General features: G+C 71.5%; 20 protein-coding genes and 1 pseudogene. 6 read left to right on the top strand and 15 right to left on the bottom strand.

Features of this window, described 5'->3' with window-relative positions; all coding sequences use genetic code 11:
- Positions 1-19 precede the first annotated feature (19 nt).
- Together ACIQZO_RS21085 and ACIQZO_RS21080 are read left to right on the top strand one after the other, a co-directional pair.
- Entirely contained in the window at positions 20-1123 is a 1104-nt protein-coding gene (locus tag ACIQZO_RS21085) for a molybdopterin-dependent oxidoreductase (protein ID WP_403628139.1), read from the top strand.
- An 81-nt stretch (positions 1124-1204) separates the two neighbouring features.
- Positions 1205-3271, top strand: a complete 2067-nt coding sequence (locus ACIQZO_RS21080; protein ID WP_403628137.1) for a SpoIIE family protein phosphatase — start codon at positions 1205-1207, stop codon at positions 3269-3271.
- Positions 3272-3310: 39 nt separating this feature from the next.
- Here the strand turns inward: ACIQZO_RS21080 and ACIQZO_RS21075 are convergent, their stop codons facing one another.
- The gene (locus tag ACIQZO_RS21075; RefSeq protein WP_403628135.1) at positions 3311-6118 is read right to left on the bottom strand and encodes a SpoIIE family protein phosphatase; all 2808 of its coding nucleotides are present in this window, start codon (positions 6116-6118) and stop codon (positions 3311-3313) included.
- The gene (locus ACIQZO_RS21070; protein ID WP_403628133.1) at positions 6115-7122 is read right to left on the bottom strand and encodes a GlxA family transcriptional regulator; all 1008 of its coding nucleotides are present in this window, start codon (positions 7120-7122) and stop codon (positions 6115-6117) included. The genes ACIQZO_RS21075 and ACIQZO_RS21070 overlap by 4 nt, the downstream gene beginning before the upstream one ends.
- 120 nt (positions 7123-7242) lie before the next feature.
- On the opposite strand from ACIQZO_RS21070, the gene ACIQZO_RS21065 reads away from it, so the two are divergent.
- A complete protein-coding gene (locus ACIQZO_RS21065; protein ID WP_403628131.1) occupies positions 7243-7821 on the top strand; it encodes a cysteine hydrolase family protein in 579 nt (192 codons plus the stop codon).
- Between the two features lie 165 nt (positions 7822-7986).
- Here ACIQZO_RS21065 and ACIQZO_RS21060 read toward each other — a convergent pair whose 3' ends face one another.
- Positions 7987-9135 carry a glycerate kinase gene (locus ACIQZO_RS21060; protein ID WP_403628129.1) on the bottom strand — a complete coding sequence of 383 codons (1149 nt, stop codon included), beginning with the start codon at positions 9133-9135 and terminating at the stop codon, positions 7987-7989.
- A 143-nt stretch (positions 9136-9278) separates the two neighbouring features.
- On the opposite strand from ACIQZO_RS21060, the pseudogene ACIQZO_RS21055 reads away from it, so the two are divergent.
- The 3 genes and pseudogenes from ACIQZO_RS21055 (at position 9279) to ACIQZO_RS21045 (ending at position 11279) form a co-directional block, all read left to right on the top strand.
- Positions 9279-10283 (top strand): annotated as a pseudogene (locus tag ACIQZO_RS21055) (BCCT family transporter).
- A gap of 18 nt (positions 10284-10301) precedes the next feature.
- On the top strand, positions 10302-10802 hold the full coding sequence (locus ACIQZO_RS21050; protein ID WP_403628128.1) for an NUDIX domain-containing protein: 501 nt from the start codon (positions 10302-10304) through the stop codon (positions 10800-10802).
- A gap of 48 nt (positions 10803-10850) precedes the next feature.
- Positions 10851-11279, top strand: a complete 429-nt coding sequence (locus ACIQZO_RS21045) for a hypothetical protein (RefSeq protein WP_403628126.1) — start codon at positions 10851-10853, stop codon at positions 11277-11279.
- A gap of 20 nt (positions 11280-11299) precedes the next feature.
- Here the strand turns inward: ACIQZO_RS21045 and ACIQZO_RS21040 are convergent, their stop codons facing one another.
- The 12 genes from ACIQZO_RS21040 to ACIQZO_RS20985 form a co-directional block, all read right to left on the bottom strand.
- Positions 11300-11686, bottom strand: coding sequence for an SHOCT domain-containing protein (locus tag ACIQZO_RS21040; RefSeq protein ID WP_403628124.1), 387 nt, complete (start codon positions 11684-11686; stop codon positions 11300-11302).
- Positions 11687-11754: 68 nt separating this feature from the next.
- Positions 11755-12264: a methylated-DNA--[protein]-cysteine S-methyltransferase gene (locus ACIQZO_RS21035; protein WP_403628122.1), complete on the bottom strand. Its 510-nt coding sequence runs from the start codon at positions 12262-12264 to the stop codon at positions 11755-11757.
- Between the two features lie 12 nt (positions 12265-12276).
- Positions 12277-13761 (bottom strand): AlkA N-terminal domain-containing protein, encoded by a 1485-nt coding sequence (locus tag ACIQZO_RS21030; RefSeq protein WP_403628120.1) that lies wholly within the window; start codon positions 13759-13761, stop codon positions 12277-12279.
- A 154-nt stretch (positions 13762-13915) separates the two neighbouring features.
- Positions 13916-14776, bottom strand: a complete 861-nt coding sequence (gene pssA / locus ACIQZO_RS21025; protein WP_403628118.1) for a CDP-diacylglycerol--serine O-phosphatidyltransferase — start codon at positions 14774-14776, stop codon at positions 13916-13918.
- Positions 14763-15419, bottom strand: a complete 657-nt coding sequence (locus ACIQZO_RS21020) for a phosphatidylserine decarboxylase (protein ID WP_030010161.1) — start codon at positions 15417-15419, stop codon at positions 14763-14765. Before ACIQZO_RS21020 ends, pssA begins: the two co-directional genes overlap by 14 nt.
- A 186-nt stretch (positions 15420-15605) precedes the next feature.
- Positions 15606-16811, bottom strand: coding sequence for an acyl-CoA dehydrogenase family protein (locus ACIQZO_RS21015; protein ID WP_403628116.1), 1206 nt, complete (start codon positions 16809-16811; stop codon positions 15606-15608).
- A gap of 2 nt (positions 16812-16813) precedes the next feature.
- Positions 16814-17326, bottom strand: a complete 513-nt coding sequence (locus ACIQZO_RS21010; protein ID WP_112450492.1) for a MaoC family dehydratase — start codon at positions 17324-17326, stop codon at positions 16814-16816.
- A 5-nt stretch (positions 17327-17331) separates the two neighbouring features.
- A complete protein-coding gene (locus ACIQZO_RS21005; protein WP_403628114.1) occupies positions 17332-18306 on the bottom strand; it encodes an HpcH/HpaI aldolase/citrate lyase family protein in 975 nt (324 codons plus the stop codon).
- Positions 18303-20384, bottom strand: coding sequence for a protein meaA (locus ACIQZO_RS21000; protein ID WP_403628112.1), 2082 nt, complete (start codon positions 20382-20384; stop codon positions 18303-18305). Before ACIQZO_RS21000 ends, ACIQZO_RS21005 begins: the two co-directional genes overlap by 4 nt.
- A gap of 66 nt (positions 20385-20450) precedes the next feature.
- On the bottom strand, positions 20451-21788 hold the full coding sequence (ccrA, locus tag ACIQZO_RS20995) for a crotonyl-CoA carboxylase/reductase (RefSeq protein ID WP_403628110.1): 1338 nt from the start codon (positions 21786-21788) through the stop codon (positions 20451-20453).
- 425 nt (positions 21789-22213) lie between these two features.
- Positions 22214-23026, bottom strand: a complete 813-nt coding sequence (locus tag ACIQZO_RS20990) for a TetR family transcriptional regulator (protein WP_403628108.1) — start codon at positions 23024-23026, stop codon at positions 22214-22216.
- Positions 23027-23189: 163 nt separating this feature from the next.
- Positions 23190-24989 carry a 3-hydroxyacyl-CoA dehydrogenase family protein gene (locus ACIQZO_RS20985; RefSeq protein WP_403628106.1) on the bottom strand — a complete coding sequence of 600 codons (1800 nt, stop codon included), beginning with the start codon at positions 24987-24989 and terminating at the stop codon, positions 23190-23192.
- Positions 24990-25186 lie beyond the last annotated feature (197 nt).

Raw genomic sequence — 25186 nt, 5'->3', positions numbered from 1 at the left:
CCCGACGGAAGGGGCAGCCATGAGCGCATGGCCTCTCTCGCGAGACGGCCCGGGGCCCGGGGCCACGCTCTGGGCGCCCGAAACGGTCACCGCCGTCCCGTACAACGCCCAGACCCCCGCGGCCGCGCTGACCGAGCCGGTCACCCCGGTGGGAGCCTTCTTCGTACGCGACCACTTCGGCATCCCGGGCACCGCCCCCGGCCGCTGGCGGCTGCGCGTCGGCGGCGCCGCGGCCGCCCCCTTCGCCATCGGCTACGAAGAGCTGCTCGCCATGGAGCACCGGGAACTCGACGTCGTGGTCGAGTGCGCGGGCAACGGCCGCGGCGAGATGACGCCCCGCCCGCCGGGCCTGCCGTGGAGCCAGCAGGCGGTGGGCTGCGCGCACTTCGCCGGCGTGCCCTTCCGCGCCCTCGCCGCACGCGCCCTGATCGCGCCGGCCGCGCTGGAGATCGTCTTCACCGGAGCCGACCGCGGCCCGGTGGGCGGCCGCCCGACCCCCTTCGAGCGCAGCCTCCCGCTCGCCGTGGCCCTCCACCCCGACACCCTCCTCGTCACCCGTATGAACGGAGAGCCGCTCGCGCGCGAGCACGGGGCGCCGGTCCGGCTCGTGGTCCCCGGCCGCTATGCGGTCGCCGACGTGAAGTGGCTGGTCGGGGCCCGGGCGGTGACCAGCCCGTTCATGGGGGTCTTCCAGAGCGAGGAATACCTCTACCTGGCCTCGCGCGGCACCCCCGAGGGCCCCGTGACGAGCGTGCGGGTCAAATCGCTCATCACCGAGCCCGAACCCGACACGGCCGTGCGCCGCGGCCACGAGACCCTCGTGCGCGGCCGCGCCTGGTCCGGCGGCGGGGTGGCGCTGCGCCGCGTCGAGGTGCGGGCCGAGTACGAGGACGACGACCGGCACCGCGAGTGGGGCTGGCACGAGGCCCTCCTCGAACCGCCCGCCGGCCCCTACGGCTGGAGCGGCTGGTCGTACCGGTGGACACCGCGGCGGCCCGGACCGTACCGGCTGGTGTCCCGGGCCACCGACGCACGCGGCGAGACACAGCCCCCGCACGCCCCGTGGAACGCCCGCGGATACGGCTGCAACCCGGTGGCCGGCGTTGAGGTGGTGGTCGTGTAGCGGCGGACACAGAGCCCCGCGCCCACGCCTCGGATAGGGTGAATCGGTAGGAATCAGGCCCCCCGGGGTGAGGTCGGTGCGTTGGACACTTACCAGTCGACGAGCGAGGTACCCGAGCAGCCGGCCGCGGCTGTCGGGTACGCGGGCGTGCTCCGCGAGCTGCTGCCGATCGCCCTGTGGCGGGAGGACGCCGACGGGTGCATCGTCGAGTGGTCGCTGGCCGCCCAGGACCTGCTCGGGCACCGCCCCGAGGACATCATCGGGCGGCCCGGCGCCGCCGTGCTGGTCCCCGAGGCCAACCGCGAGCTCGCCGACCAGCTGACCCGGCGCGTCCAGTCCGGCGAGACCGTCGTCGGCACCCTCCCCGTGCGCCACCGCGACGGCCACCGGGTGCCGATGGAGATGTGGATCGTCCCCGCCGTCGACCCGCGGGGCCGGATGGGGGCCATGCTCATCGCCGTGGAGACCTCCGAGGTGCTCCACATGCGCGACTCGCTCGCCGCCCTCCAGAGCCTCTTCACCCAGTCGCCCATAGGCCTCGCCACCCTCGGCACCGACCTGCGCTTCCTCCGGGTCAACGACGCCCTGGCCCGGATGAACGGCGTCTCCGCCGCCGAGCACCTCGGCAAACGGCTCACCGAGGTGGTCCCCGGGGTGAACGCCCTCGCCCTGGAGGCGACGATGCGGCAGGTCCTCGAACGGGGCACCGCCGTCGTCGACGTCCGCCGCACCGGCCGCACCCCCGCCGACCCGGACAACGACCGGACCTGGTCCTGCTCCTACGCGCCGCTGCTGGACGGCTCCGGCCGGGCCCTCGGCGTGATCGCCTCGCTCATCGACATCACCGAGGGCCAGCAGGCCCAGGCCGACGCCGAACGGGCCCGGCACCGCTTCGCCCTGCTCGCGGAGGCGGGCACCCGCATCGGCACCACCCTGGACCTCCACCAGACCGCCCAGGAGATCGTGGACGTGCTGGTGCCGCAGCTCGCGGACTCGGCCGACGTCCAGCTCCTCGAAGCGGTCCTGGGCCCCGACGAGGGCCCGGTCCCCGCGGCCTCCACCCGCGGTGTGCTGCGCCGCCTGGCGGCCCGGTTCCCCGACCCGGCCGCCCCCACCGCGAAACTCGCCCCCGGCCAGACCTTCCAGATCCCCATGGGCACGACCTACGAGCAGGTCATCACCGAGGGGCGGCCCATGAACCTCTACCTCTGCGACATCCCGGCACTGATCACCTCACCGCGTGCCGAGGCCCTGCGCGGCTACCTCGCCACCCTGGGCTCGGCCCGGCTGATCCCGCTGGTCGCCCGCGGCACGGTGCTCGGCGCGGTCGCCGTGACGCGCACGCGCGAGCGGGAGCCCTTCGACGAGGAGGACTGCGTCCTCGCCGACGAGCTGGTCGCCCGCGCGGCCCTCAACATCGACAACGCCCGGATGTACACCCTCCAGCGCCAGGCCGCCCTGACCCTCCAGCGCAGCCTCACCAACAGCGCCCTGCCCGAGGTCCCCGGCCTCGAACTCACCGGGCGCTACCTGCCCGCCAGCGACCACGACGTCGGCGGGGACTGGTTCGACGCCATCCCGCTGCCCGGCGGCCGGACCGGTCTGGTCATCGGGGACGTCATGGGCCACGGGGTGCACGCGGCCGCCGTCATGGGGCAGCTGCGCACGGCCGTACGGACCCTCGCGCGCCACGGCGTACCGCCGGCGCAGTTGCTGCGCTCCCTCGACGCCGTCGTGGCCGACCTCGGCGAGGACGAGATGGCCACCTGCGTGTACGCCGTCCACGACGCGACGTCCGGGGTCTGTGCGATCGCCCGCGCCGGCCACCCGCCGCCCGCCGTGGTCCGCCCCGACGGGAACATCACCTTCCTCGACGGCCCGCCCGGGACCCCGCTGGGCGCGGGCGGGCGGGACTTCCGCACCGAGGAGGTGCGGCTGCCCCCGGGGAGCCTCCTCGTGCTCTACACCGACGGCCTCATCGAAGCCAGGGACCGCGACCTCGACGAGGGCATGGAGCAGCTGGCGGGGGCCCTGCGGCAGGTGGAGCGGCCGTTGGAGGAGCTGTGCGACGGCATCCTTCGGCTGCTGCTGCCCACCGCCCCGCAGGACGACGTGGCGGTGCTGCTGGCCCGTACCCGGCAGGCCTGAAGCCCGAGCCCCCCGACCGCGGGGCCGCGGCCCCGCGGTTCACCAGGCCAGGTCCTCCAGGGCGTCCAGGTCCAGCGGGTCCGCCTCCTGCGGCTCGGGTCCCGCGGTCAGCGGCAGCTCGGCCCAGATGACCTTGCCGCGTTCGGTGTAGCGGGTGCCCCACCGGTCGGCGTACTGGGCGACGAGGAACAGTCCGCGCCCGCCCTCGTCGGTGGTGGCCGCGTACCGCAGGTGCGGTGAGGTGCTGCTGCCGTCGGAGACCTCGCAGATCAGGCTGCGGTCGCGCAGCAGGCGCACCCGCACGGGCGCGCTCCCGTACCGGATGGCGTTGGTGATCAGCTCGCTGAGGATCAGCTCCGTGGTGAAGGAGATCTCCTCCAGCCCCCACGCGGCGAGCTGGGCGGCGCCCGCGTTGCGTACGCGCGAGACGGCCGAGGGCTCGCCGGGCACCTCCCACTCGGCGATCCGGTCGGCCTCCAGCCGCCGGGTGTCGGCGACCAGCAGGGCGATGTCGTCGCTCGGCACCGGGAACAGCATCTCGGCGAGCACGTCCGCGCAGGTCTGGTCGGGGCTGCGGCCGGGCCGTGCGAGGGTCTCGCCCAGCAGGCGCAGTCCGGCGTCGAAGTCGCGGTTGCGGTCCTCCACCAGGCCGTCGGTGAACAGCACCAGCCGGCTCCCCTCGGGGAGCGTGAACGCGGCCGCCTCGAAGGGCATTCCGCCGACGCCGAGCGGCAGTCCGGCCGGCAGCTCGGGGAACTCGACGTCCCGGCCGGGGCGGATCAGCGCGGGTCCGGGGTGGCCGGCGCTGGCCATCTGGCACCGCCCGGAGACCGGGTCGTAGACCGCGTAGAGGCAGGTGGCACCGGTGACCCCGGCGGACTCGGCCACCCCGTCCGGGGCCTCGGCGTCCGCCGTGTCCCCGTCGACGCCCGCGATCGCGATCCCGGTCTCGTTCTGGTCGATCCGGTTGATCAGCTCGTCGAGATGTCCCAGCAGCTCGTCGGGCGGCAGGTCCAGGGTGGAGAAGTTGTGCACCGCGGTCCGCAGCCGGCCCATGGTGGCCGCGGCGTGCACCCCGTGTCCGACGACGTCGCCGACGACCAGCGCCACCCGGCCGCCCGGCAGCGGGATCACGTCGAACCAGTCCCCGCCCACCCCCGCCTTCGCGGGCAGGTAGCGGAAGGCGACGTCCACGGCGTTCTGGGCGGGCAGCACCCGGGGCAGGAGGCTGCGCTGGAGGGTCACGGCCATCGCGTGCTCGCGGGTGAAGCGGCGGGCGTTGTCGATGGAGACGGCCGCGCGCGCACCCAGTTCGGCGGCGAAGGACCGATCCTCCTCGTCGAAGGCGTCCGGGGTGTCGGCCCGCCAGAAGTTGGCCATGCCCAGCACCACGCCCCGGGCCCGCAGCGGTACGGAGATCAGCGAGTGCAGCCCGTAGTCCAGGGCCACCCGGGTGCCCTGGGCGTCCTGGGCCCGCCAGCCCATGGCCGCCTCCAGATCGGCCGCGAGCACCGCGTGCCCGGCGTTCAGGGCCGCCGCCATCGGGGCCGTCGGCACGACGAAGCGGATGATGTCGCCGACCGGCTGGAGCGGGGAGTCCGCGCGGATGCCGGTGATGGCCGCCCGGCGCATCTCCGTGTAGACGCCACCGGCCGGCGAGGGCTCGTCGCCGTTCAGCACCGGCTCCAGCAGCTCCACCGTGACGAAGTCCGCGAACCGCGGGACGGCGACTTCCGACAGCTCCTCGGCGGTCCGCACCACGTCGAGGGTCGTACCGATCCGCACGCCGGCGTCGTACAGCAGCTGGAGGCGGCTGCGGGCCACCTCGGCGCGGCCGGAGAGCGCGGCGAGCTCGGTGGAGTCGCGCAGGGTCACGACGCTGCCCGTCGACATGCCCTTGTACTTCGCGGTGGGCCGCACGTTGACGGCGAGCAGCCGGTCGCCCGCCAGGTGCACGTGGTCCGTCACGACCAGGCCGGAGGAGAGCAGCTCGGCGGTGCGCGGGTCGAGGCCCAGGTCGGCGACGTGCCGGCCCTCGGCCTCGTCCGGCAGCGCGAGGAGCCGGCGGGCCTCGTCGTTGGCCAGCACGAGCCGCTGGTCGGCGCCGACGATGACCACGCCCTCGCGCACGGCGTGCAGGACGGCCTCATGGTGCTCGTTGATCCGGCTCATCTCCGCGGCGCCCAGGCCGCGGGTCTGGCGCCGCAGCCGACGGCTGACCAGGGCGGCGCCGCCGGTGCCGAGCAGCAGGGCGCCCGCGGCCGCGCCCAGCAGGAGAGGGAGCTGGCCCTCGACGACCTCGGAGACGTTCTCGATCTGTATGCCGGTGCCGACCAGTCCGACGACCACGCCGTCCGCGTTGAACACCGGGACGACGGCCCGGACGGCGTCGCTCGGTTCGCCCGTGAACGTCTCGGTGAAGGCGTGACCGGCGACGGCGCGGCTGAGGTCACCGGTGGCCCGCCGGCCGATCAGCTCGGGCTGCGAGTCGGTGTAGCGGATGCCGTCGGTGGTCATCACGGCGATGAAGTCGACGCCCGAGTCGCGGCGGGCGGCCTCGGCCAGCGGCTGGAGCACGGCGGTCGGATCCGCGGCGATCAGCGCCGATGCGAGACCGGGGGAGTGCGAGAAGGCCTCGGCCGCCGCCAGCGAGCGGTGGCGGGCATCGCGCTGGCTGTCGAACTGGGCCTGCAGTACCAGGGCCACCGCTCCGGCGGCGATCAGCAGGACCACGATCACCGCCTGGAGGGCGAAGACCTGACCGGCGACGCTGTGGGCCCACCGGGACGGGCGTGCGAGCAGGCGCGAGCCCCACCCGGTCGGCTGGCGACCAAAACGTCCGGTCATGAGCCATTTCTAACACTGTCCGGAGGGTTTGGTGTGGCCGCCGGTGCGGCTACCGGTACGCAGGAGGCCGCACGGTACGCCCGAGGGCCGAGACCGACGTGCGCGGTGAAGTGCTGGCGGAAGGTGACCTCGCTCGCGAAACCGGCCCGCCGGGCCACCTCCGGCACGGGATGGTCGGTGCGTTCCAGCAGCTTGCGGGCGGCGTCCAGCCGGTGGCGCAGCAGCCACCGGTGCGGGGTGGTGCCGGTGGCGGCCGCGAAGTGCCGGGCGAAGGAGCGCGGGGACATCCCGGCCCAGCCCGCCATGGTGGCCACGGACAGCGGCTCGTGCAGTGAGCGCAGGGCGCGGGACCGTACGGTGGCCAGCGCCTCGGCGGTGCGGTCCGCGGCCGGGACGGGCCGGTCCAGATACTGGGCGTGGTCCCCGGTGCGGAAGGGGCCCGTCACCATGGAGCGGGCGACGGCGGCGGCGGCCTCGGCGCCGTGCGCCTCCCGGACCAGGTGCAGGCACAGGTCGATCCCGGAGGCCACCCCGGCGGAGGTCCACAGCCCGCCGTCCTCGACATAGAGCGGGGCCTCCTCGACCAGGATCCCCGGATAGCGGGCCGCGAGCTGCGGGGCCAGCCACCAGTGGGTCACCGCCCGTCGGCCCTCCAGCAGGCCCGCTTCGGCCAGGATGAACGCCCCGGCGCACAGGGCGGCGACCGGCACGCCCCGGGCGTGCGCCTCGCGCAGGGCGTCGAGGACCGGCTCGGGCGTCGGATCGGCCGGTTCGTCCAGGGCCGGTACGACGACCAGGTCCGCCGTGGCCAGCCAGTCCAGCCCCCGGTCCGGTTCCAGGGTCAGCCCGCCGGGCAGCGGGATCGGACCGGGCTCCGCCGCGCACCGGCGCAGCTCGAAGCCGGGCACCCCGGCGCGGCTGCGGTCGGGGCCCCAGACCTCGGTGATGACAGCGAGGTCGAAGCTGCGGATACCGGGCTGGACGACGATGGCGACACGGCGCATCCCGTCAGTCTGCCAGGGGCCCTACTGCCGGGGGGAACTACTGCCAGCCTGGCAGGATCCCATCGGTACCGGACCCTGCGGCCGCTGTCGGGCCCGCGCCCCCGCGGACAGCATGGAGCCATGACAACGACCGCGATCGAGATCGCCCCCGACAGTGCCCTGCTGGTCATCGACGTACAGAAGGGCTTCGACGAGGAGTCCTTCTGGGGGCCCCGCAACAACCCGGCGGCGGAGGAGAACATCGCGGCCCTGATGGACGACTGGCAGGCGGCCGGCCGGCCGGTCGTCCTGGTGCAGCACACGTCCGTGCAGCCGGGCTCCGTCCTCGCCGCCGACCGTCCCGGCCACGCCTTCAAGGACCTGGTCGAGAAGCGGAGCAACGGCGCCCTGGTGGTCACCAAGACCGTGAACTCCGCCTTCTACGGCACCCCGGACCTGGCCGAATGGCTGCGGGAGCGGGGTATCGGTCAGCTGGTGGTGGTCGGCATCCAGACCAACATGTGCGTCGAGACCACCGCCCGGATGGCGGGGAACCTGGGGTACGACGTGCTCGTCCCGTTCGACGCCACCCACACCTTCGACCTCGAGGGTCCGGCGGGGCTCTCCCTGACGGCGGACGAGCTCGTCACCGCCACGGCGGTCAACCTCCAGGGCGGCGGCTTCGCCCGCGTGGTCAACACGGCCGACCTCCTGTCATAGCCCTGTCCGGGCAATTCCACGGCCGTGCCCGCGCCGAATTCAGCCCCTCCGGCGTTTGAGGAGCGGGTCCGGGCGGAGCCCGGTGCCCGGCGGAGCCGGGTTTCCCGGGGGCTCCGCCCGGACCCCGCGCCAAACGCCGCCGAGGCCAAAAAGACGGCGGCCGGTTCAGAGAATGTCGGCGGCGACGTTGGCGGCCACCTGCTCCAGCAGGGGGCCCGCGTTCGGGATGGACTTGGCCGGGTCGGGCTCCAGGTCCGTGAGCGGGTACGCCTTGCGGATCCCGGCCCCCTCGAGGGCCTCCTGGGTCAGCAGCAGCCGGCCGCAGACCGCCACCACGGGCTTGCCCGCCGCGCGCGCCGCGGCCGCGACGCCCGCCGGGGCTTTGCCGTGCAGGGTCTGCTCGTCGAGGGAGCCCTCACCGGTGATGACGAGCGTGGCCCGCTCCAGCGCGGGGGCGAAGCCCAGTACCTCCAGCATCAGCTCGATGCCGGGACGGAACGTCGCACCGAGCAGCAGGGCCCCGTAGCCGATGCCGCCCGCGCCGCCGGCACCCGGGAGCACCGCGCACCCGGCGGCCTTCGCGCCGATCGACTTCTCCAGTACCACCGCGAAGTGGGCCAGCGCCGCGTCGAGCGTCGCCACGTCCTCGGGCGAGGCGCCCTTCTGCGGGCCGTAGACAGCGGCGCAGCCCTTCGGGCCGGTCAGCGGGTTGTCCACGTCGCTCGCGAGGACGAAGTCCACCTCGGCGAACCGCGGGTCGACGCCGGACAGGTCGGCCGAGGCCAGGTCGGCCAGTGCGCCGCCGCCCGGACCGACCGGTTCGCCGTTCGCATCCAGGAACACCGCGCCGAGCGCGGCCAGCATGCCGGCGCCGCCGTCGGTGGTGGCGCTGCCGCCCACGCCGAAGACGATCGATCGCGCGCCCGCGTCCAGCGCGGCCTTGAGGAGTTCGCCCGAGCCGTACGTGGTCGCCGTCAGTGCGGCGAAGGTCCCCGCCGGCAGCAGCTGGAGGCCGGAGGCCTCCGCCATCTCGACCACCGCGGTGCCCTCGCGCAGCGCGAAGGCGGCCGTGACCTGGTCGCCGAGGGGCCCGGTGACCCGTACCTCCCGGCGCTCGAAGCCGGCTGCCACGGCTGCCGCGACCGTTCCGTCGCCGCCGTCCGCGACGGGGAGGGTCTCGATCTCCACGTCCGGTACGGCCCTGCGCAGGCCTGCCGTGACCCGCTCCGCGACCTGAACGGCCGTGAGCGAACCCTTGAATTTGTCCGCGGCGATGAGCACGCGCGCGGCCTCAGTTACTGCTCCGTCCGTCACCTTGCTATTCCCTTGCTATCGAACAGTGCAGTCGCGCCCCCATGAGCTTATCCGGAGGATCCTCCTACGCCCATGAGTGGCCTGGGCCACACCCGGCGCGCCATGCCCCTAAAGAGTGATATACGCCTGCATAGTGTGGCCGCATGAGCGCGGAATCACTGGAACAGTCACCTCCGGACCCTCCCGGAGGGGGATCCGACGGTCCGGCGGACGGCGCCCCCGACCACGTCGTCGTCACCGTGGGTGTGCTCGCCGTGTTCGCCGTCGTCGCCTGGGCGGCCCTGGGCAAGGACTCCTTCGACACCGCGTCGGGCACCGCGCTCTCCTGGGTGCTGGGCAACTTCGCCTGGCTGTTCGTGATCGCCGCCGACGTCTTCCTCGTCATGTGCGTCGTGCTCGCCATCAGCCGGTTCGGCCGGATCCGCCTCGGCGCCGACGACTCCGAGCCGGAGTTCACCAACCTCGCGTGGATCGCGATGATGTTCAGCGCCGGCATGGGCATCGGCCTGGTGTTCTACGGGGTGGGCGAGCCGCTCACCCACTACCCGGCGCCGCCCCCGGCCTCCGGGGCGGCCCCCGGCACCGGCGCCGCCGCCCTCGAGGCCATGGAGTACCCCTTCTTCCACTGGACCCTCACCCCCTGGGCGATCTACGGCATCGTTCGCGATGCTGGACGCCCTGCCGCTCTCCACGGTCACCTCGTGGGTCGCCATGGTCCTGGTCATGACCTACTTCGTCACCAGCGCCGACTCGGCTTCCCCCTGGTGATGGGCTCGCTCACCAGCCGCGGCTCCCTCAACCCGCCCACCTGGCTCGTCGTCACCTGGGGCGTGCTGATGGCCGCCGTCGCCGCCGTCCTGCTCGTCGCGGGCGGCCTGAAGTCGCTTCAGACGGCCACCATCCTGGTCGCACTGCCCTTCGTCGTCGTCATGCTGCTGCTCTGCTGGGCCCTGGTGAAGGAACTCCGCACGGACCCCGGCGCCGGCCCCACCCGCCACCACGCCCTGCACGGGATGCGCGACGCGGTCCGGGCCATGGTCGGCGACGCCATCACCGAACAGGGGACGGCCCGCCACATGCGGCTGCGGCGCGCCGCGGAGTCCAGGGGGCGGGACCACGAGGACGGGCCCGGCGCCACCGCGACCTGACGTCGGTAGGGTGGCCGCGTGACCACCACGGATGACTACGCCACGTACATCGCGAGCCTGCCCCGGGTGCTGGCCGGTGCCGCCGCCCTCTACCGGGACGTCGAGGGCCGGGTCCTGCTCGTCGAGCCGAACTACCGCGAGGGCTGGGCCCTGCCGGGCGGCACCATCGAGTCGGACCAGGGCGAGTCGCCGCGCACCGCGGCCCGCCGCGAGAGCGCCGAGGAGATCGGCCTCGACCTCCCCCTCGGCCGCCTGCTCGCCGTCGACTGGGTGCTGGGCAGCGGTCGCCCGCCGCTGGTCGCGTACGTCTACGACGGCGGCGTGCTCGACGAGGCCCAGCTCGCCTCGATCAAGCTCCAGGAGGACGAGCTGCTCTCCTGGCGGTTGGCCGAACCCGGCGAACTCGCCTCCTACCTGCTCGGATCGCTCGGCCCGCGCATCCAGGAGGCGTACCGGGTCATGCGGTCGGGCGAGGGCACCGCCGAACTCGAGAACGGCCGCCGCCCGGTCGCCCCGTAGACGACGCGGATAACACCGGGCTTACTTCGACCAGGACAGAATCAGCAGATGATCACGATGTACGCCTGGCCCAGCACGGCCGACGGGCCCGACGCCCTTCCCATGGTGCACTTCACCACCGACCAGCAGGCCGGTGGTGAAGTCACTGCGGAGGGGACCCCGGTCTGGCTGTTCGACACCGCGATACGCGAGGGCGGCTGGGTCCAGTTCACCGACTTCGAGGGCTGGTCCGTGCCCGCCGCCGGCTGGCAGGCCTTCTACCGCCGCGAGGACGACCTGCTCGCCGTCACCGGACCCGGCTCCTGCGAGGGCTGGTACCAGGGCAACCTCGGCGCGGACGGCGACTGGGTGGCGGCCGCCGCCACCCAGCAGAGCGTCGTCCTGCTCGCCGCCCCGGTCCAGCACCCCTCGCTGTACAGCTACGCGGTGGAGGCGGGCGCCGCGTTCGCCCTGCTGGTCCCGCTCCTCGTGGTCTGACCGGTCCGGCCCCCGCGCGGTCAGGCCAGCAGCTTGGCCTTGGCGCGGTCGAACTCCTCCTGCGTGATGTCGCCCTTGTCCTTGAGCGCGGAGAGCTTGTGCAGCTCGTCCGCGCTGCCGCCGGAGCTCGCCGTCTTCTGGACGTACTCCCGGAAGGCGGCCTCGTTCTCCTGGACCTGCTTCACGTCCCGCTCGCCCATGCTCCTGCCCCGGGCGATGAGGTAGACGAACACGCCCAGGAAGGGCAGCAGGAGTACGAAGATCAGCCAGCCGGCCTTCCCCCAGCCGCCGAGGCTGTGGTCACGGAAGATATCCGTGATGATCTTGAAGAGCAGGAAGAACCACATGATCCACAGGAACAGGTACAGCATCGTCCAGAAGATGTTGAGAAGCGGATAGTCGTCCATGCCGGACTCCGATCATGTAGCGGTATCTCATTGATACAACCGCTTCATGAGGTCCGCACGCGGAGCGCTCAGGCCCCCTCACCGGACTCGAAGGCGAGCAGGCGCACCTTGCGGTCGACCCCGCCGCCGTAGCCGGTCATGCCGCCCGACGCGCCGATCACCCGGTGGCAGGGGACGATGATTCCGACCGGGTTCTTCCCGTTCGCCAGGCCCACCGCGCGCGAGGCGTTGGGCTTGCCGAGCCTGGCCGCGAGCTCCCCGTAGGACCACGTCTCGCCGTACGGGATCCGTACGAGCTGGTCCCAGACGCTGCGCTGGAAATCAGTGCCCTCCAGGCGCAGCGGAAGATCGAACGCGGTGAGCTCCCCGGCGAAGTACGCGCTCAGCTGCCGCACCACTTCGGGGAAGGGTGCCTCCTCGGCGGCCACCCGCTCCCCGAAGGACTCCTCGGCGGGCCGGTGCCGCTGCCCGGTCATGTAGAGGCCGCTCAGGACCCCGTCCGTGGCGACCAGCGTCAGCGGGCCGTAGGGGCTCTCGACGAGGGTGTGCCGCTGGGTGGCGTTCGTGGTGGTAGGCATCGCTGGTGCTCCTCAGACGGGCAGGTGGTTGATCGGGTGGGCGTCCGTGGCCCACAGGTACTGGACGGCGTACGCACGCCAGGGCCGCCAGCCGGCCGCCCTGGCGGTCAGCGCCGAGGGGGTGGACGGCAGCCCGAGCCCCTGAGCCGCCCGCCGGACCCCCAGATCGGACGGCAGGAAGGCATCGGGGTCGCCGAGCGCCCGCATCGCGATCACCTCGGTGGTCCACGGGCCGAAGCCGGGCAGCGCCGAGAGCTGCGCCCGCGCCGCTTCCCAGTCGCTGTCGAAGCCGAGCGGCAGGGAGCCGTCGGCGAGCGCGGCCACCAGGGTCATGAGGGTGGCGCGCCGGCTGCGCGGCAGGGCCAGGGACTCCGGATCCAGCCCGGCGAGCGCCTGCGGGGAGGGGAAGAGGTGGGTCAGCCCGCCCAGCGGGTCCTCGACGGGCTCGCCGTACGCGGTGACCAGGCGGGCCGCGTGCGTGCGCGCCGCCGCGGTGGACACCTGCTGGCCCAGCACCGCCCGTACGGCGAACTCCGCCGCGTCGACCGTACGGGGCACCCGGCGCCCGGGGGCCTTGTCCACGAGAGGGGCCAGCAGCGGATCGGAGCGCAGCTGCTCGTCGACGGCCTCGGGATCGGCGTCCAGGTCGAGCATCCAGCGGCAGCGGCTGATGGCGATGGTGAGGTCGCGCAGGTCGGTCAGGGCGAGCCGGCAGCCGATGTGGTCGGGTTGCGGGGTCAGCGCCACCACGCCGGTGCCGTACGGCAGGCGCAGCGTGCGGCGGTAGGCGCCGCCCCGCCACTCCTCGACGCCGGGGACGGCGGTCGCGGCGAGGTGCCCGAAGAGGTTGTCGGGGTTCAGCGGGGCCCGGAACGGCAGCCGCAGGCTGATCGTCCCGGGGATCCGGGGCGGGGCGTTCCTGCCGCGGCCGGCCTTGACGGCCCGCTCGCGCAGCTCGCTCGGGGACAGGGCGAAGACCTCGCGGACCGTGTCGTTGAAGGTCCGGATGGAGGAGAACCCGGCGGCGAAGGCCACATCGCCCATCGGGAGCTCGGAGGTCTCGATCAGCACCCGGGCGGTCTGGGCGCGCTGGGCCCGGGCCAGGGCGAGCGGACCGGCCCCCAGCTCGGCGTTCAGCTGCCGCTCCACCTGGCGGGCGGAGTAGCCGAGCCGGGTGGCCAGCCCCGGCACGCCCTCGCGGTCCACGACCCCGTCCTGGATCAGCCGCATCGCACGCGCGACGGCGTCGGCGCGGGCGTTCCACTCGGGCGAACCGGGACTCGTATCGGGCCGGCACCGCTTGCAGGCCCGGAACCCGGCCTGCTGGCAGGCGGCGGCGCTGGGCAGGAAGGTCATGTTCTCGACCTTGGGAGGCACCGCGGGGCAGCTGGGCCGGCAGTAGATCCGGGTGGTCAGGACGGCGGTGAAGAACCAGCCGTCGAAGCGGGCGTCCTTCGACTGCACGGCCCTTACGCAGCGCTCGGTATCGGTGTGCATGGCTCTAGGATCCGGTGTCGCCGTACCGCCGGCTGGCGGTTTTCCGACATCAAGCCTAGCGCCGACTGCGGGTCGGTCGCGTTCGTCGCCCCGGGCCCCGGGAAGCGAGAAGCCCCCGGATGCCAACGGCATCCGGGGGCTTCTCCTGGTACAGCTAGCGCAGCGTCGCGGCGCGGGCCTCACGGCGGTTGTGCCGGAAGGTATTGGCCTTGCGGGTCGTCGCGAACAGCGGAATCGTCGCCGCCATCGCGATCTGCAGGGCGCAGCCCGCCTGGAGCAGCAGCTGACCGCCGGGGGCGTCGAACGCCCAGGCCGCCAGCAGCCCCATCGCGCTGATGATCCAGCAGAGCATCGCCACCGCGAGGACGCCCCGCGGCTTGGGGTACTCGACCCGGCTCACCATCAGCCAGGCCACCCCGATGATCGCCAGCAGCGTCGGGACGAACGGCAGCTCCAGCAGCACGATCGAGACGACCGTCAGCGCGCCGAAGGGGCTCGGCATGCCCTGGAACATGCCGTCCTTCATCGTCACGCAGCTGAATCTCGCGAGTCTGAGCACCACCGCGAGCAGCACGACGATCGCGGCCAGCGCCGACATCTTCTGGTGCGCGTCGACGGCGACCATGCCGTAGACGAGCACGAAGTAGGCCGGAGCCAGGCCGAAGCTGATCAGGTCGGACAGGTTGTCGAGCTCGGCACCCATCGGAGAGCTGCGCAGCTTGCGGGCCACGATCCCGTCGAAGAGGTCGAAGACCGCGGCGAGCAGCATCAGTATCACCGCCGTCGCGGCGCTGTTACGGGCCATGCCCGATTCGCCACCGCCGGTGAGGTGCGGAATGAGGATTCCGGTGGTGGTGAAGTACACCGCCATGAATCCGCACGTCGCGTTGCCGAGCGTGAGGGTGTCCGCTATCGACAGCCGCAGCGAGAGCGGCATGTCGTCCTCGGCGGACTCCTCCCCGGCAGGTTCGGGAACCCAGCCCGCGGCCGGAGTCTCAGGGTCAGTCACGGTCAATTCGTGTCACCCCCGCGGTGGTGGCCTGACCGACCTCGACCGCGACCTCGACGCCCTCGGGGAGGTAGATGTCGACGCGGGAGCCGAAGCGGATCAGACCGATGCGTTCGCCCTGCTCCACCTTGGTGCCGGCCGGCAGGTAAGGGACGATGCGACGGGCGACGGCGCCGGCGATCTGCACCATCTCGATGTCACCGAGTTCGGTGTCGAAGTGCCAGACAACGCGCTCGTTGTTCTCGCTCTCCTTGTTGAACGCCGGGACGAATCCGCCGGGGATGTGCTCCACGGACGTCACCGTGCCCGCGAGGGGCGCGCGGTTGACGTGGACGTTCAGCGGGCTCATGAAGATCGCGACCCGGGTCCGTCCGTCCTTCCACGGCATGATGCTCTGCACCACACCGTCGGCGGGCGAGATGACACGGCCCTGAGCGATCTCGCGCTCGGGGTCGCGGAAGAACCACAGCATGCCCGCGGCGAGCGCGGTGGCGGGCACGGCCGCCGCGGCCCAGCGTCCGGACTTGCGGGCCCGGGTGAGGCTGAGCGCCGCGGTGGCGACGGTCGGCAGAAGCCACGGCGATGCTCCGCGCGCGAGGCGTACGCCAAGGAGGCTGTCGCGAGGTGCAGAGGTTTGGCTGTGGGGCATGGATGACCTTCGTAGCGGGTGATTGCCGCGCCGCAAACAGGGGGACGGGACGGCGGCTTTACTGGAATGCTATCGGTTGCACGCAACAACTGGGCAAGCCAGAAGCCGAGTCGATGACCGTCAGCCAGTTACTGCCAGTGATCCTTTCGCAACGAACCCATGGACGATTCGCCGCAAAAGGGACTTTCAGCCCTGGAGTCGATACTCCTCGAGCAGGCGTCGCCCGATGATCATTTTCTGGATCTCGGCGGTACCCTCGCCGATCAGCAGCATCGGGGCCTCCCGGTAGAGACGCTCGATCTCGTACTCCTTCGAGAATCCGTATCCGCCGTGGATGCGGAAGGCGTCCTCCACGACCTCCTTGCAGTACTCGGAGGCGAGGTACTTCGCCATCCCTGCTTCGAGGTCGTTTCGTTCCCCGGAGTCCTTTTTGCGTGCCGCATTGACCATCATCGCATGGGCGGCCTCGACCTTGGTAGCCATCTCGGCCAGCTTGAACTGAATCGCCTGGTGCTCGGCGATCGGCTTGCCGAAAGTATGACGTTGCTGGGCATAAGAGACACCCAGTTCGAAAGCACGCTGAGCGACGCCGCAGCCACGGGCCGCCACGTTGACGCGGCCGACCTCGACCCCGTCCATCATTTGGTAAAACCCTCGGCCGGTCTGGCCGCCGAGGACCCGATTGGCCGGAATGCGCAGTCCGTCCATGATGAGCTCGGTCGTGTCGACGCCCTTGTAGCCCATCTTGTCGATCTTGCCGGGGATGGTCAGGCCCGGACGCACCTCACCGAAGCCCGGCTCCTTCTCCACGAGGAAGGTCGTCATCGACTTGTGGGGCGCCGTGCCCTCCGGGTGTCCTTCGTCACTTCGCACCAGAACGGCCACCAGGGTGGAGCTGCCGCCGTTCGTCAGCCACATCTTCTGGCCGTTCAGGACGTACTCCTCGCCGTCCTTCACCGCCTTGGACGAGATGGCCGACACATCGGAGCCCAGCGCCGGCTCGGACATCGAGAACGCGCCGCGCACCTCGCCCAGGGCCATGCGCGGGAGGAAGTGGTCCTTCTGTTCCTGCGTGCCGTGCTGCTTGATCATGTACGCCACGATGAAGTGGGTGTTGATGATGCCCGAGACGGACATCCAGCCGCGGGCGATCTCCTCGACGCACAGGGCGTAGGTGAGGAGCGACTCACCCAGGCCGCCGTACTCCTCCGGGATCATCAGGCCGAAGAGGCCGAGTTCCTTGAGGCCGTCGACGATCTGCTGCGGGTACTCGTCGCGGTGCTCGAGCTCGGTCGCGACCGGGATGATCTCCTTGTCGACGAACTCCCGGACGGTCTTGAGGATCTCCCGCTGGACGTCGGTCAGCCCGGCGGTCTGGGCGAGTCGGGCCATGGCTACTTCCCCTGTTCCTTCAGCGTGGGGCGGCCGGGCTGCTCGCCGCCGCGCTCCTTGATGTACGTCTCGGTCGGAACCATCACCTTGCGCCGGAAGACGCAGACGAGGGTGCCGTCCTGCTTGTAGCCCTTGGTCTCCACGTAGACGATCCCGCGGTCGTTCTTCGACTTCGACGGGGTCTTGTCGAGGACCGTGGTCTCGCCGTAGAGGGTGTCGCCGTGGAAGGTCGGCGCCACGTGCCGCAGGGACTCGATCTCCAGGTTGGCGATGGCCTTCCCGGAGACGTCCGGCACGGACATGCCGAGCAGCAGCGAGTAGATGTAGTTGCCCACGACCACGTTCTTGCCGAAGTCGGTGGTGTTCTCGGCGTAATTGCTGTCCATGTGGAGCGGGTGGTGATTCATGGTCAGCAGACAGAAGAGATGGTCGTCGTACTCGGTGACCGTTTTTCCGGGCCAGTGCTTGTAGACCGCCCCGACCTCGAACTCTTCGTACGTGCGTCCGAACTGCATGGTGCTCAGGCCTCCGGGATTTCGAACTTCGTCGTGCGCTCCATACCGCCGGCCCGGCCCTTGCCCGCGATGACCAGGGCCATCTTGCGGCTGGCCTCGTCGATCATCTCGTCGCCGAGCATCGCGGAGCCCTTCTTGCCGCCGGCCTCCGAGGTGCACCAGTCGTACGCGTCGAGGATCAGTTCGGCGTGGTCGTAGTCCTCCTGGGAGGGGGAGAAGACCTCGTTGGCCGCGTCGACCTGGCCGGGGTGCAGCACCCACTTGCCGTCGAAGCCCAGCGCGGCGGCCCGGCCGGCCACCTCGCGGTAGGCGTCCACGTCGCGGATCTGGAGGAAGGGGCCGTCGATCGCCTGGAGGTTGTGCATGCGGGCCGCCATCAGGATCCGCATCAGGATGTAGTGGTAGGCGTCCGCCGGGTAGCCGGGCGGCTGCATGCCCACGACCAGGGACTTCATGTTGATCGAGGCCATGAAGTCGGCCGGGCCGAAGATGATGGTCTCCAGCCGCGGCGAGGCGGCGGCGATCTCGTCGACGTTCACCAGGCCCTTGGCGTTCTCGATCTGTGCCTCGATGCCGATCTTGCCGACCTCGAAGCCCATGGTCTTCTCGATCTGGGTCAGCAGCAGGTCCAGCGCCACGACCTGCTGGGCGTCCTGGACCTTCGGCAGCATGATGCAGTCGAGGTTCTGGCCCGCGCCCTCGACCACCGTGACGACGTCACGGTAGGTCCAGTGGGTGGTCCAGTCGTTGACGCGCACGACGCGGGTCTTGCCGGTCCAGTCGCCGTTGTTCAGCGCGTCCACGATCGTGTGGCGGGCGCCTTCCTTGGCGAGCGGCGCGCAGGCGTCCTCCAGGTCCAGGAAGACCTGGTCGGCCGGCAGGCCCTGGGCCTTCTCCAGGAACCGGGGGTTCGATCCGGGCACCGCGAGACAGGAGCGACGCGGGCGAAGGCGGTTCACCGGGTGGACTGGCGTGGTCATGCGGGGACCTCCGTGCTTGCAACGAGTGCGTTGTCGATGTCGAGGGGGGCGAGCTTGTTGGCCTTGCGGATCTCGTCGACGATACGGCCGATGATCTCCGTGATGCCGAAGTCCTTCGGCGTGAAGACGGCGGCGACACCCGCAGCCTTGAGCGTGACGGCATCGGCGTTCGGAATGATGCCTCCGACGATGACGGGGATGTCACCCGCCCCCGCCGTACGCAGCCGTTCCAGGACGTCCGGGACCAGAGCGCAGTGCGAGCCGGACAGGATGGACAGTCCCACGCAGTGCACGTCCTCGGCCAGCGCCGCGGAGGAGATCTCCTCCGGCGTCAGCCTGATGCCCTGGTAGACCACCTCGAAGCCGGCGTCGCGGGCCCGGACGGCGATCTGCTCGGCGCCGTTGGAGTGCCCGTCCAGGCCGGGCTTGCCGACCAGCAGGCGCAGCCGGCCCGCGCCGAGCTCGTCGGCCGTACGGGACACCTTCGCGCGGACCTCGTGCATCGGCGTGCCGGGCTCGGCGGTGACGGCCACGGGGGCCGAGGAGACCCCCGTCGGGGCGCGGAACTCGCCGAACACCTCGCGCAGGGCACTGGACCACTCGCCGGTGGTGACACCGGCGCGGGCGCACTCCAGCGTGGCCTCCATCAGGTTCTCGGTGCCCGCCGCGGCCTCCTTGAGGCGCTCCAGCGCCTGCTGGGTGGTGGGGAAGACGAACGGGTCGCCGTTCCCCTGGCGGTCCGAGGACTCCTGGCGCTCGGCGCGCCAGCGGCCGATGCGCTCCACGGTCAGCGCCTCCACGGCGCTGTCGACCGTCATGATGGCGCCGTCCAGGTCGGCCGTGAGCGGGTTCTCCTCGGTCTGCTGGAAGCAGTTGACACCGACGATCTTGTCCTCGCCGGCCTCGATCCGCGCCCGCCGTTCGGCGTGCGAGGAGACCAGCTCGGACTTCAGGTACCCGGACTCGACGGCCGCCATGGCGCCGCCCATCTCCTGGATCCGGTCGATCTCGGCCAGGCAGTCGGCGACCAGGGAGTCGACTTTGGCCTCGATGACGTGGGATCCGGCGAAGATGTCCTCGTACTCCAGCAGGTCGCTCTCCAGCGCCAGGACCTGCTGGATGCGCAGCGACCACTGCTGGTCCCAGGGCCGGGGCAGGCCCAGCGCCTCGTTCCAGGCGGGCAACTGCACGGCGCGGGCGCGGGCGTCCTTGGAGAGGGTGACCGCGAGCATCTCCAGCACGATGCGCTGGACGTTGTTCTCCGGCTGCGCCTCGGTCAGCCCCAGGGAGTTGACCTGGACGCCGTAACGGAAGCGACGCTGCTTCGCGTTCTCGATGCCGTAACGCTCCTGGGTGACCTTGTCCCAGATGCGGCCGAAGGCGCGCATCTTGCACATCTCCTCGATGAAGCGGACGCCCGCGTTCACGAAGAAGGAGATCCGGGCGACGACCTCGCCGAAGCGCTCCTCGGGCACCTGGCCCGAGTCGCGCACCGAGTCGAGGACCGCGATCGCCGTGGACATCGCGTACGAGATCTCCTGGACCGGGGTGGCCCCGGCCTCCTGGAGGTGGTACGAGCAGATGTTGATCGGGTTCCACTTGGGGATGTGGTTGACCGTGTAAGCGATCATGTCCGTCGTCAGCCGCAGGGACGGCCCCGGCGGGAAGACGTGCGTCCCGCGCGAGAGGTACTCCTTGACGATGTCGTTCTGGGTGGTGCCCTGGAGCTGGGCGATGTCCGCGCCCTGCTCCTCGGCGGCCACCTGGTAGAGCGCCAGCAGCCACATGGCGGTGGCGTTGATCGTCATCGAGGTGTTCATCTGCTCCAGGGGTATGTCCTGGAACAGCCGGCGCATGTCGCCCAGGTGGGAGACCGGGACCCCGACCCGGCCCACCTCGCCGCGGGCGAGGATGTGGTCGGGGTCGTATCCGGTCTGGGTCGGCAGGTCGAAGGCGACCGACAGACCCGTCTGGCCCTTGGCGAGGTTGCGGCGGTACAGCTCGTTGGACGCCTCGGCCGTGGAGTGGCCGGCGTACGTCCGCATGAGCCACGGACGGTCCTTCTGGCGCTCTGTCATCTCAGGCTGTCCCTTAGGCCTTTGAACGATCTCAGACGTTTCGGCTGTGCTGGTGGGTCCGCCCGCTCACGCGTTGCGGAACCGGTTGATCGCGTCGAGGTGCGTCGCACGCAGCTCGTGGTCGCGCACGCCCAGGCCCTCCTCGGGGGCCAGCGCGAGGACGCCGACCTTGCCCTGGTGGAGGTTGCGGTGGACGTCGTAGGCGGCCTGCCCGGTGTCCTCCAGGGAGTAGACCTTCGACAGGGTGGGGTGGATCTTGCCCTTGGCGACCAGGCGGTTCGCCTCCCACGCCTCGCGGTAGTTCGCGAAGTGCGAGCCGACGATCTTCTTGAGGGACATCCACAGGTAGCGGTTGTCGTACTCGTGGTTGTAGCCCGAGGTCGAGGCGCAGGTGACGATCGTGCCGCCCTTGCGGGTGACGTAGACGCTCGCGCCGAAGGTCTCGCGGCCCGGGTGCTCGAAGACGATGTCCACGTCCTCGCCGCCGGTCAGCTCGCGGATGCGCTTGCCGAAGCGCTTCCACTCCTTCGGGTCCTGGGTGTGCTCGTCCTTCCAGAACTTGTAGCCCTCGGCGTTGCGGTCGATGACCGCGTCGGCGCCCATGGCCCGGCAGATCTCGGCCTTCTCGGGGCTGGAGACCACGCAGATCGGGTTGGCGCCGCCGGCGAGCGCGAACTGGGTCGCGTACGAGCCGAGGCCGCCGCTGGCGCCCCAGATCAGGACGTTGTCGCCCTGCTTCATGCCGGCGCCGTTGCGGGAGACCAGCTGGCGGTAGGCGGTGGAGTTGACCAGGCCGGGGGAGGCGGCCTCCTCCCAGCTGAGGTGGTCGGGCTTGGGCATCAGCTGGTTCGACTTGACGAGGGCGATCTCCGCCAGGCCGCCGAAGTTGGTCTCGAAGCCCCAGATGCGCTGCTCGGGGTCGAGCATCGTGTCGTTGTGGCCGTCCGAGGACTCCAGCTCGACGGAGAGGCAGTGGGCGACGACCTCGTCGCCCGGCTTCCAGGCGTTGACGCCGGGGCCGGTGCGCAGCACGACGCCCGCGAGGTCGGAGCCGATGATGTGGTACGGCAGGTCGTGGCGCTTGGTGAGCTCCGACAGGCGCCCGTAGCGCTCCAGGAAGCTGAAGGTGGACACCGGCTCGAAGATCGAGGTCCACACGGAGTTGTAGTTGACCGAGGAGGCCATGACGGCGACCAGGGCCTCGCCCGGGCCCAGCTCCGGCACCGGGACGTTGTCCAGGTGGAGGGACTTGCGCGGGTCCTTCTCGCGTGTCGTCAGCCCCGCGAACATTTCCGCCTCGTCCTTGTGCACGGTGATCGCGCGGTACGAGTCGGGCAGCGGCAGGGCCGCGAAGTCTGCGGCGGTGGCGGACTGCGACTGAATCGCGTCCAGGATGTCCTTCACGGTAGAGCCTCCGGCTAGCGCTGATGAGGGTGCGCTGAGGTAAACGGGGGTGCGTGGTGCGGGTGCGGTGTGCCGTCGGTCCGGCTGGTGCGATGGTGCTCGCTGTGGTGCGGTGCGACGCCCGTGGTGAGGCGTGCGGTGCCTGGTGACGCAGGCAATCCGGGGCGCGTTCCGTGCCGTGTGGGCGTGGGTCGCGGGGACATCCGGACAACTTCAACGTATGGCACCCCGTGTCACCCGGCAAGGCACCGCGTGCCAAAACTTTCTCTCATTTGCCGATTGACCTGCACGGATGAGCGATGATCGATCAGAGTTACCCGCGAGTAGGGGCAAGCCGGACAAACGAAAGCGGCCGCCCCCGGAACGGGAGCGGCCACTGTGACCGGGAGCACCCCCAGCGGTGGCCGGGGGTGCGACTGCTTCGACTACTTGGCGCGCAGTGCCTCTTCGATGGTCCGCATGACCTCGTCCAGCGGGGCGTCGGTACGGGCCACCGCCACCAGCACCTCGCCCTGCGTGCGGACGGCCGCCGGCGCGGCCGGCGCCGTGCCCAGGGTGCGGCCCGCGCCGATGCCCGAACCGAAGGTCTTCCGTACGATCGAGAAGGCGTGGTCCAGCTGCGCCTCCACGTCCCCCTGGCCGCCCGCGCGCAGCCAGCGCCGCAGCACGTGGTTGTGGGCGGTGACCACCGCCGAGGCGGCCACCTCGGCCAGCAGCGGATCGTCGTTGCCGTCGTGGTGGTCCTGCTCGTCGAAGTGGGCGAGCAGGTAGCGCGTGAACAGCCGCTCGTAGCGGGCCACCGAAGCGATCTCCCGCTCCCGCAGCGCCGGCACCTCGCGGGTCAGCCGGTAGCGCTCCACCGACACCGCGGGCGAGGCGGCGTACATCTTCATGACTTCCTTGATCCCGCGGCACACCGTGTCGAGCGGGTGCTCGTGCGCCGGGGCCACGTCCAGGACGGCCTCGGCGCGGGTCAGGGTGTCGTCGTGGTCGGGGAAGATCGCCTCTTCCTTGGACCGGAAGTGCCGGAAGAAGGTCCGGCGCGCCACTCCGGCGGTCGCGGCGATCTCGTCGACCGTCGTCGCCTCGTACCCCTTGGTCGCGAAGAGCTCCATGGCCGCGGCGGCGAGCTCGCGGCGCATCTTGAGCCGCTGCGCGGCCGCCTTGGTGCCGGCCGGACTCTCCGGGGTGTCGGAGGCCGTGGCGGCGTGGGGCGAGGTCTTGGCGGGCTGGGACATAGAGCGAAAGTACTTCATTCGTGCAGGGGAGCGCGCCTGCGGGGGGTGAGAGAGGGGTGGATGCGGGGGAGGGCCCGCACTGGGCTCGTGAGGGTTGGCCCGCCGTGAGGGTCCGGCGGGCCCGAGCAGCCCTCCCCACGCATCCGGCTCGTGGCCCGACCGATTACCGGCGGGCGGCGTACTCACGGAAACCGCGGCCGGTCTTCCGGCCCAGGCAGCCCGCCGCCACCAGGTGCTCCAGCAGCGGGGACGGGGCCAGGCCCGGGTCGCGGAACTCCTTGTGCAGGACCTTCTCGATGGCCAGCGAGACATCGAGGCCGACCACGTCCAGGAGCTCGAACGGCCCCATCGGGTAGCCGCCGCCCAGCTTCATCGCCGCGTCGATCTGGTCGATGTCGGCGTAGTGCTGCTCGACCATCTTGATCGCGTTGTTGAGGTACGGGAACAGCAGCGCGTTCACGATGAAGCCGGCGCGGTCGCCGCAGTCCACCGGGTGCTTGCGCACCTTGAGGCAGATCTCGCGGACCGTGGCGTGCACGTCGTCGGCCGTCAGGACGGTCCGGACCACCTCGACCAGCTTCATCGCCGGGGCCGGGTTGAAGAAGTGCATGCCGATCACGTCCTGCGGACGCGAGGTCATGCGGGCGATCGCGATCACCGGCAGCGAGGAGGTGGTGGTGGCCAGCACCGCACCCGGCTTGCAGACCTTGTCCAGCGTCGCGAACAGCTCCTGCTTGACCGCCAGGTCCTCGGCGACGGCCTCCACGGCCAGGTCCACCTCGGCGAAGGCGTCCAGCGAACCGGCCGGGGTGATCCGCTCCAGGGTCTGCGCGGCACCCTCCTCGGTCAGGCGGCCCTTGGACACCGCACGGCCCAAGGACTTCCCGATCGCGGCCTTGGCGGCCTCGGCCTTCTCCTGGCTGCGGGCGGCGAGCACCACGTCGTAACCGGCCTGCGCGAAGACCTGGGCGATGCCGCTCGCCATGGTTCCCGAGCCGGCCACGCCGACGGAGGTGACGGGACGGCCCCCGCCGACCAGCGACCCGTCGAGCGGGGTCTGGAGGTCGCGGACGATCACCGAGCTGCCCGGTGCCTCGTACGTGTAGAAGCCGCGGCCCGACTTCTGCCCCGTCAGGCCCGCCTCGGCGAGCTGGCCCAGGATCGGGGCCGGGGCGTGCAGCCGGTCGCCGGAGGAGACGTACATGGCCTCCAGGACGGTACGGGCGGTGTCCACGCCGATCAGGTCGAGCAGCGCGAGCGGGCCCATGGGCAGGCCGCAGCCGAGCCGCATCGCCGCGTCGATGTCCTCGCGGGAGGCGTACCGGGCCTCGTACATCGCGGCGGCCTGGTTGAGGTAGCCGAAGAGCAGGCCGTCGGCGACGAAGCCGGGCCGGTCGCCGACCGGGACGGGCTCCTTGCCGAGCTCGCGGGCCAGTTCGGTGACCGCCTCGACGGCCGGCGGGGCGGTCAGGACGCAGGAGACGATCTCGACCAGCTTCATCGCCGGGGCCGGGTTGAAGAAGTGCAGGCCCAGCACGCGCTCGGGGTGCAGCGACTCGGCGGCCATGCGCGTCACCGACAGGGCGTTGGTGCCGGTGGCCAGGATGGTGTCGGGCCGGACGATCGAGTCGAGCTCGCGGAACACCTGCTGCTTGATCTCGTACGTCTCGGGCACGACCTCGATGACGAGATCGGCCTCGGCGGCCGCGCCCAGGTCGGTGAAGGTGCGGAAGCGGGCGAGCACGTCCGCCCGCTCCTGCTCGGTGAGCCGCTCCCGGGCGACGGAGCGCGCGGTGGCCGCGGCGAGGGCGGTCGCGGCCCGGTGGCCGGCGGCCTCGCTGATGTCGATGCCGATGACCTCGCGACCGGCCCGGGCGAGGATCTCGGCGATGCCGGTGCCCATCGTGCCGAGGCCGACGACGGCGATGGTCTGGAGGGTGGGGTGACTGGACTGACGGTCCATCGAGGGACTCCAGTGGAAGAGGGTGACGACTGAGGGGCGCGCGGCGCACGGCGCGCGCGGATGCCGTACGGAAGAGCCGTGCGGTGAAAAGGGCCCGGAGTGAGGGAGCCCGAGGAGAAGAGCCCGCGGGGAGCAGCTCCCCGGGGCGGGAACGGCGGAACCCTGTCCCGGGGTCTCACCGTGGAAAAACGAACCGA

Source organism: Streptomyces sp. NPDC097617 (genome assembly GCF_044761485.1).
Lineage (GTDB): Bacteria > Actinomycetota > Actinomycetes > Streptomycetales > Streptomycetaceae > Streptomyces.
This window is presented reverse-complemented; position numbering and strand designations above follow the sequence as displayed.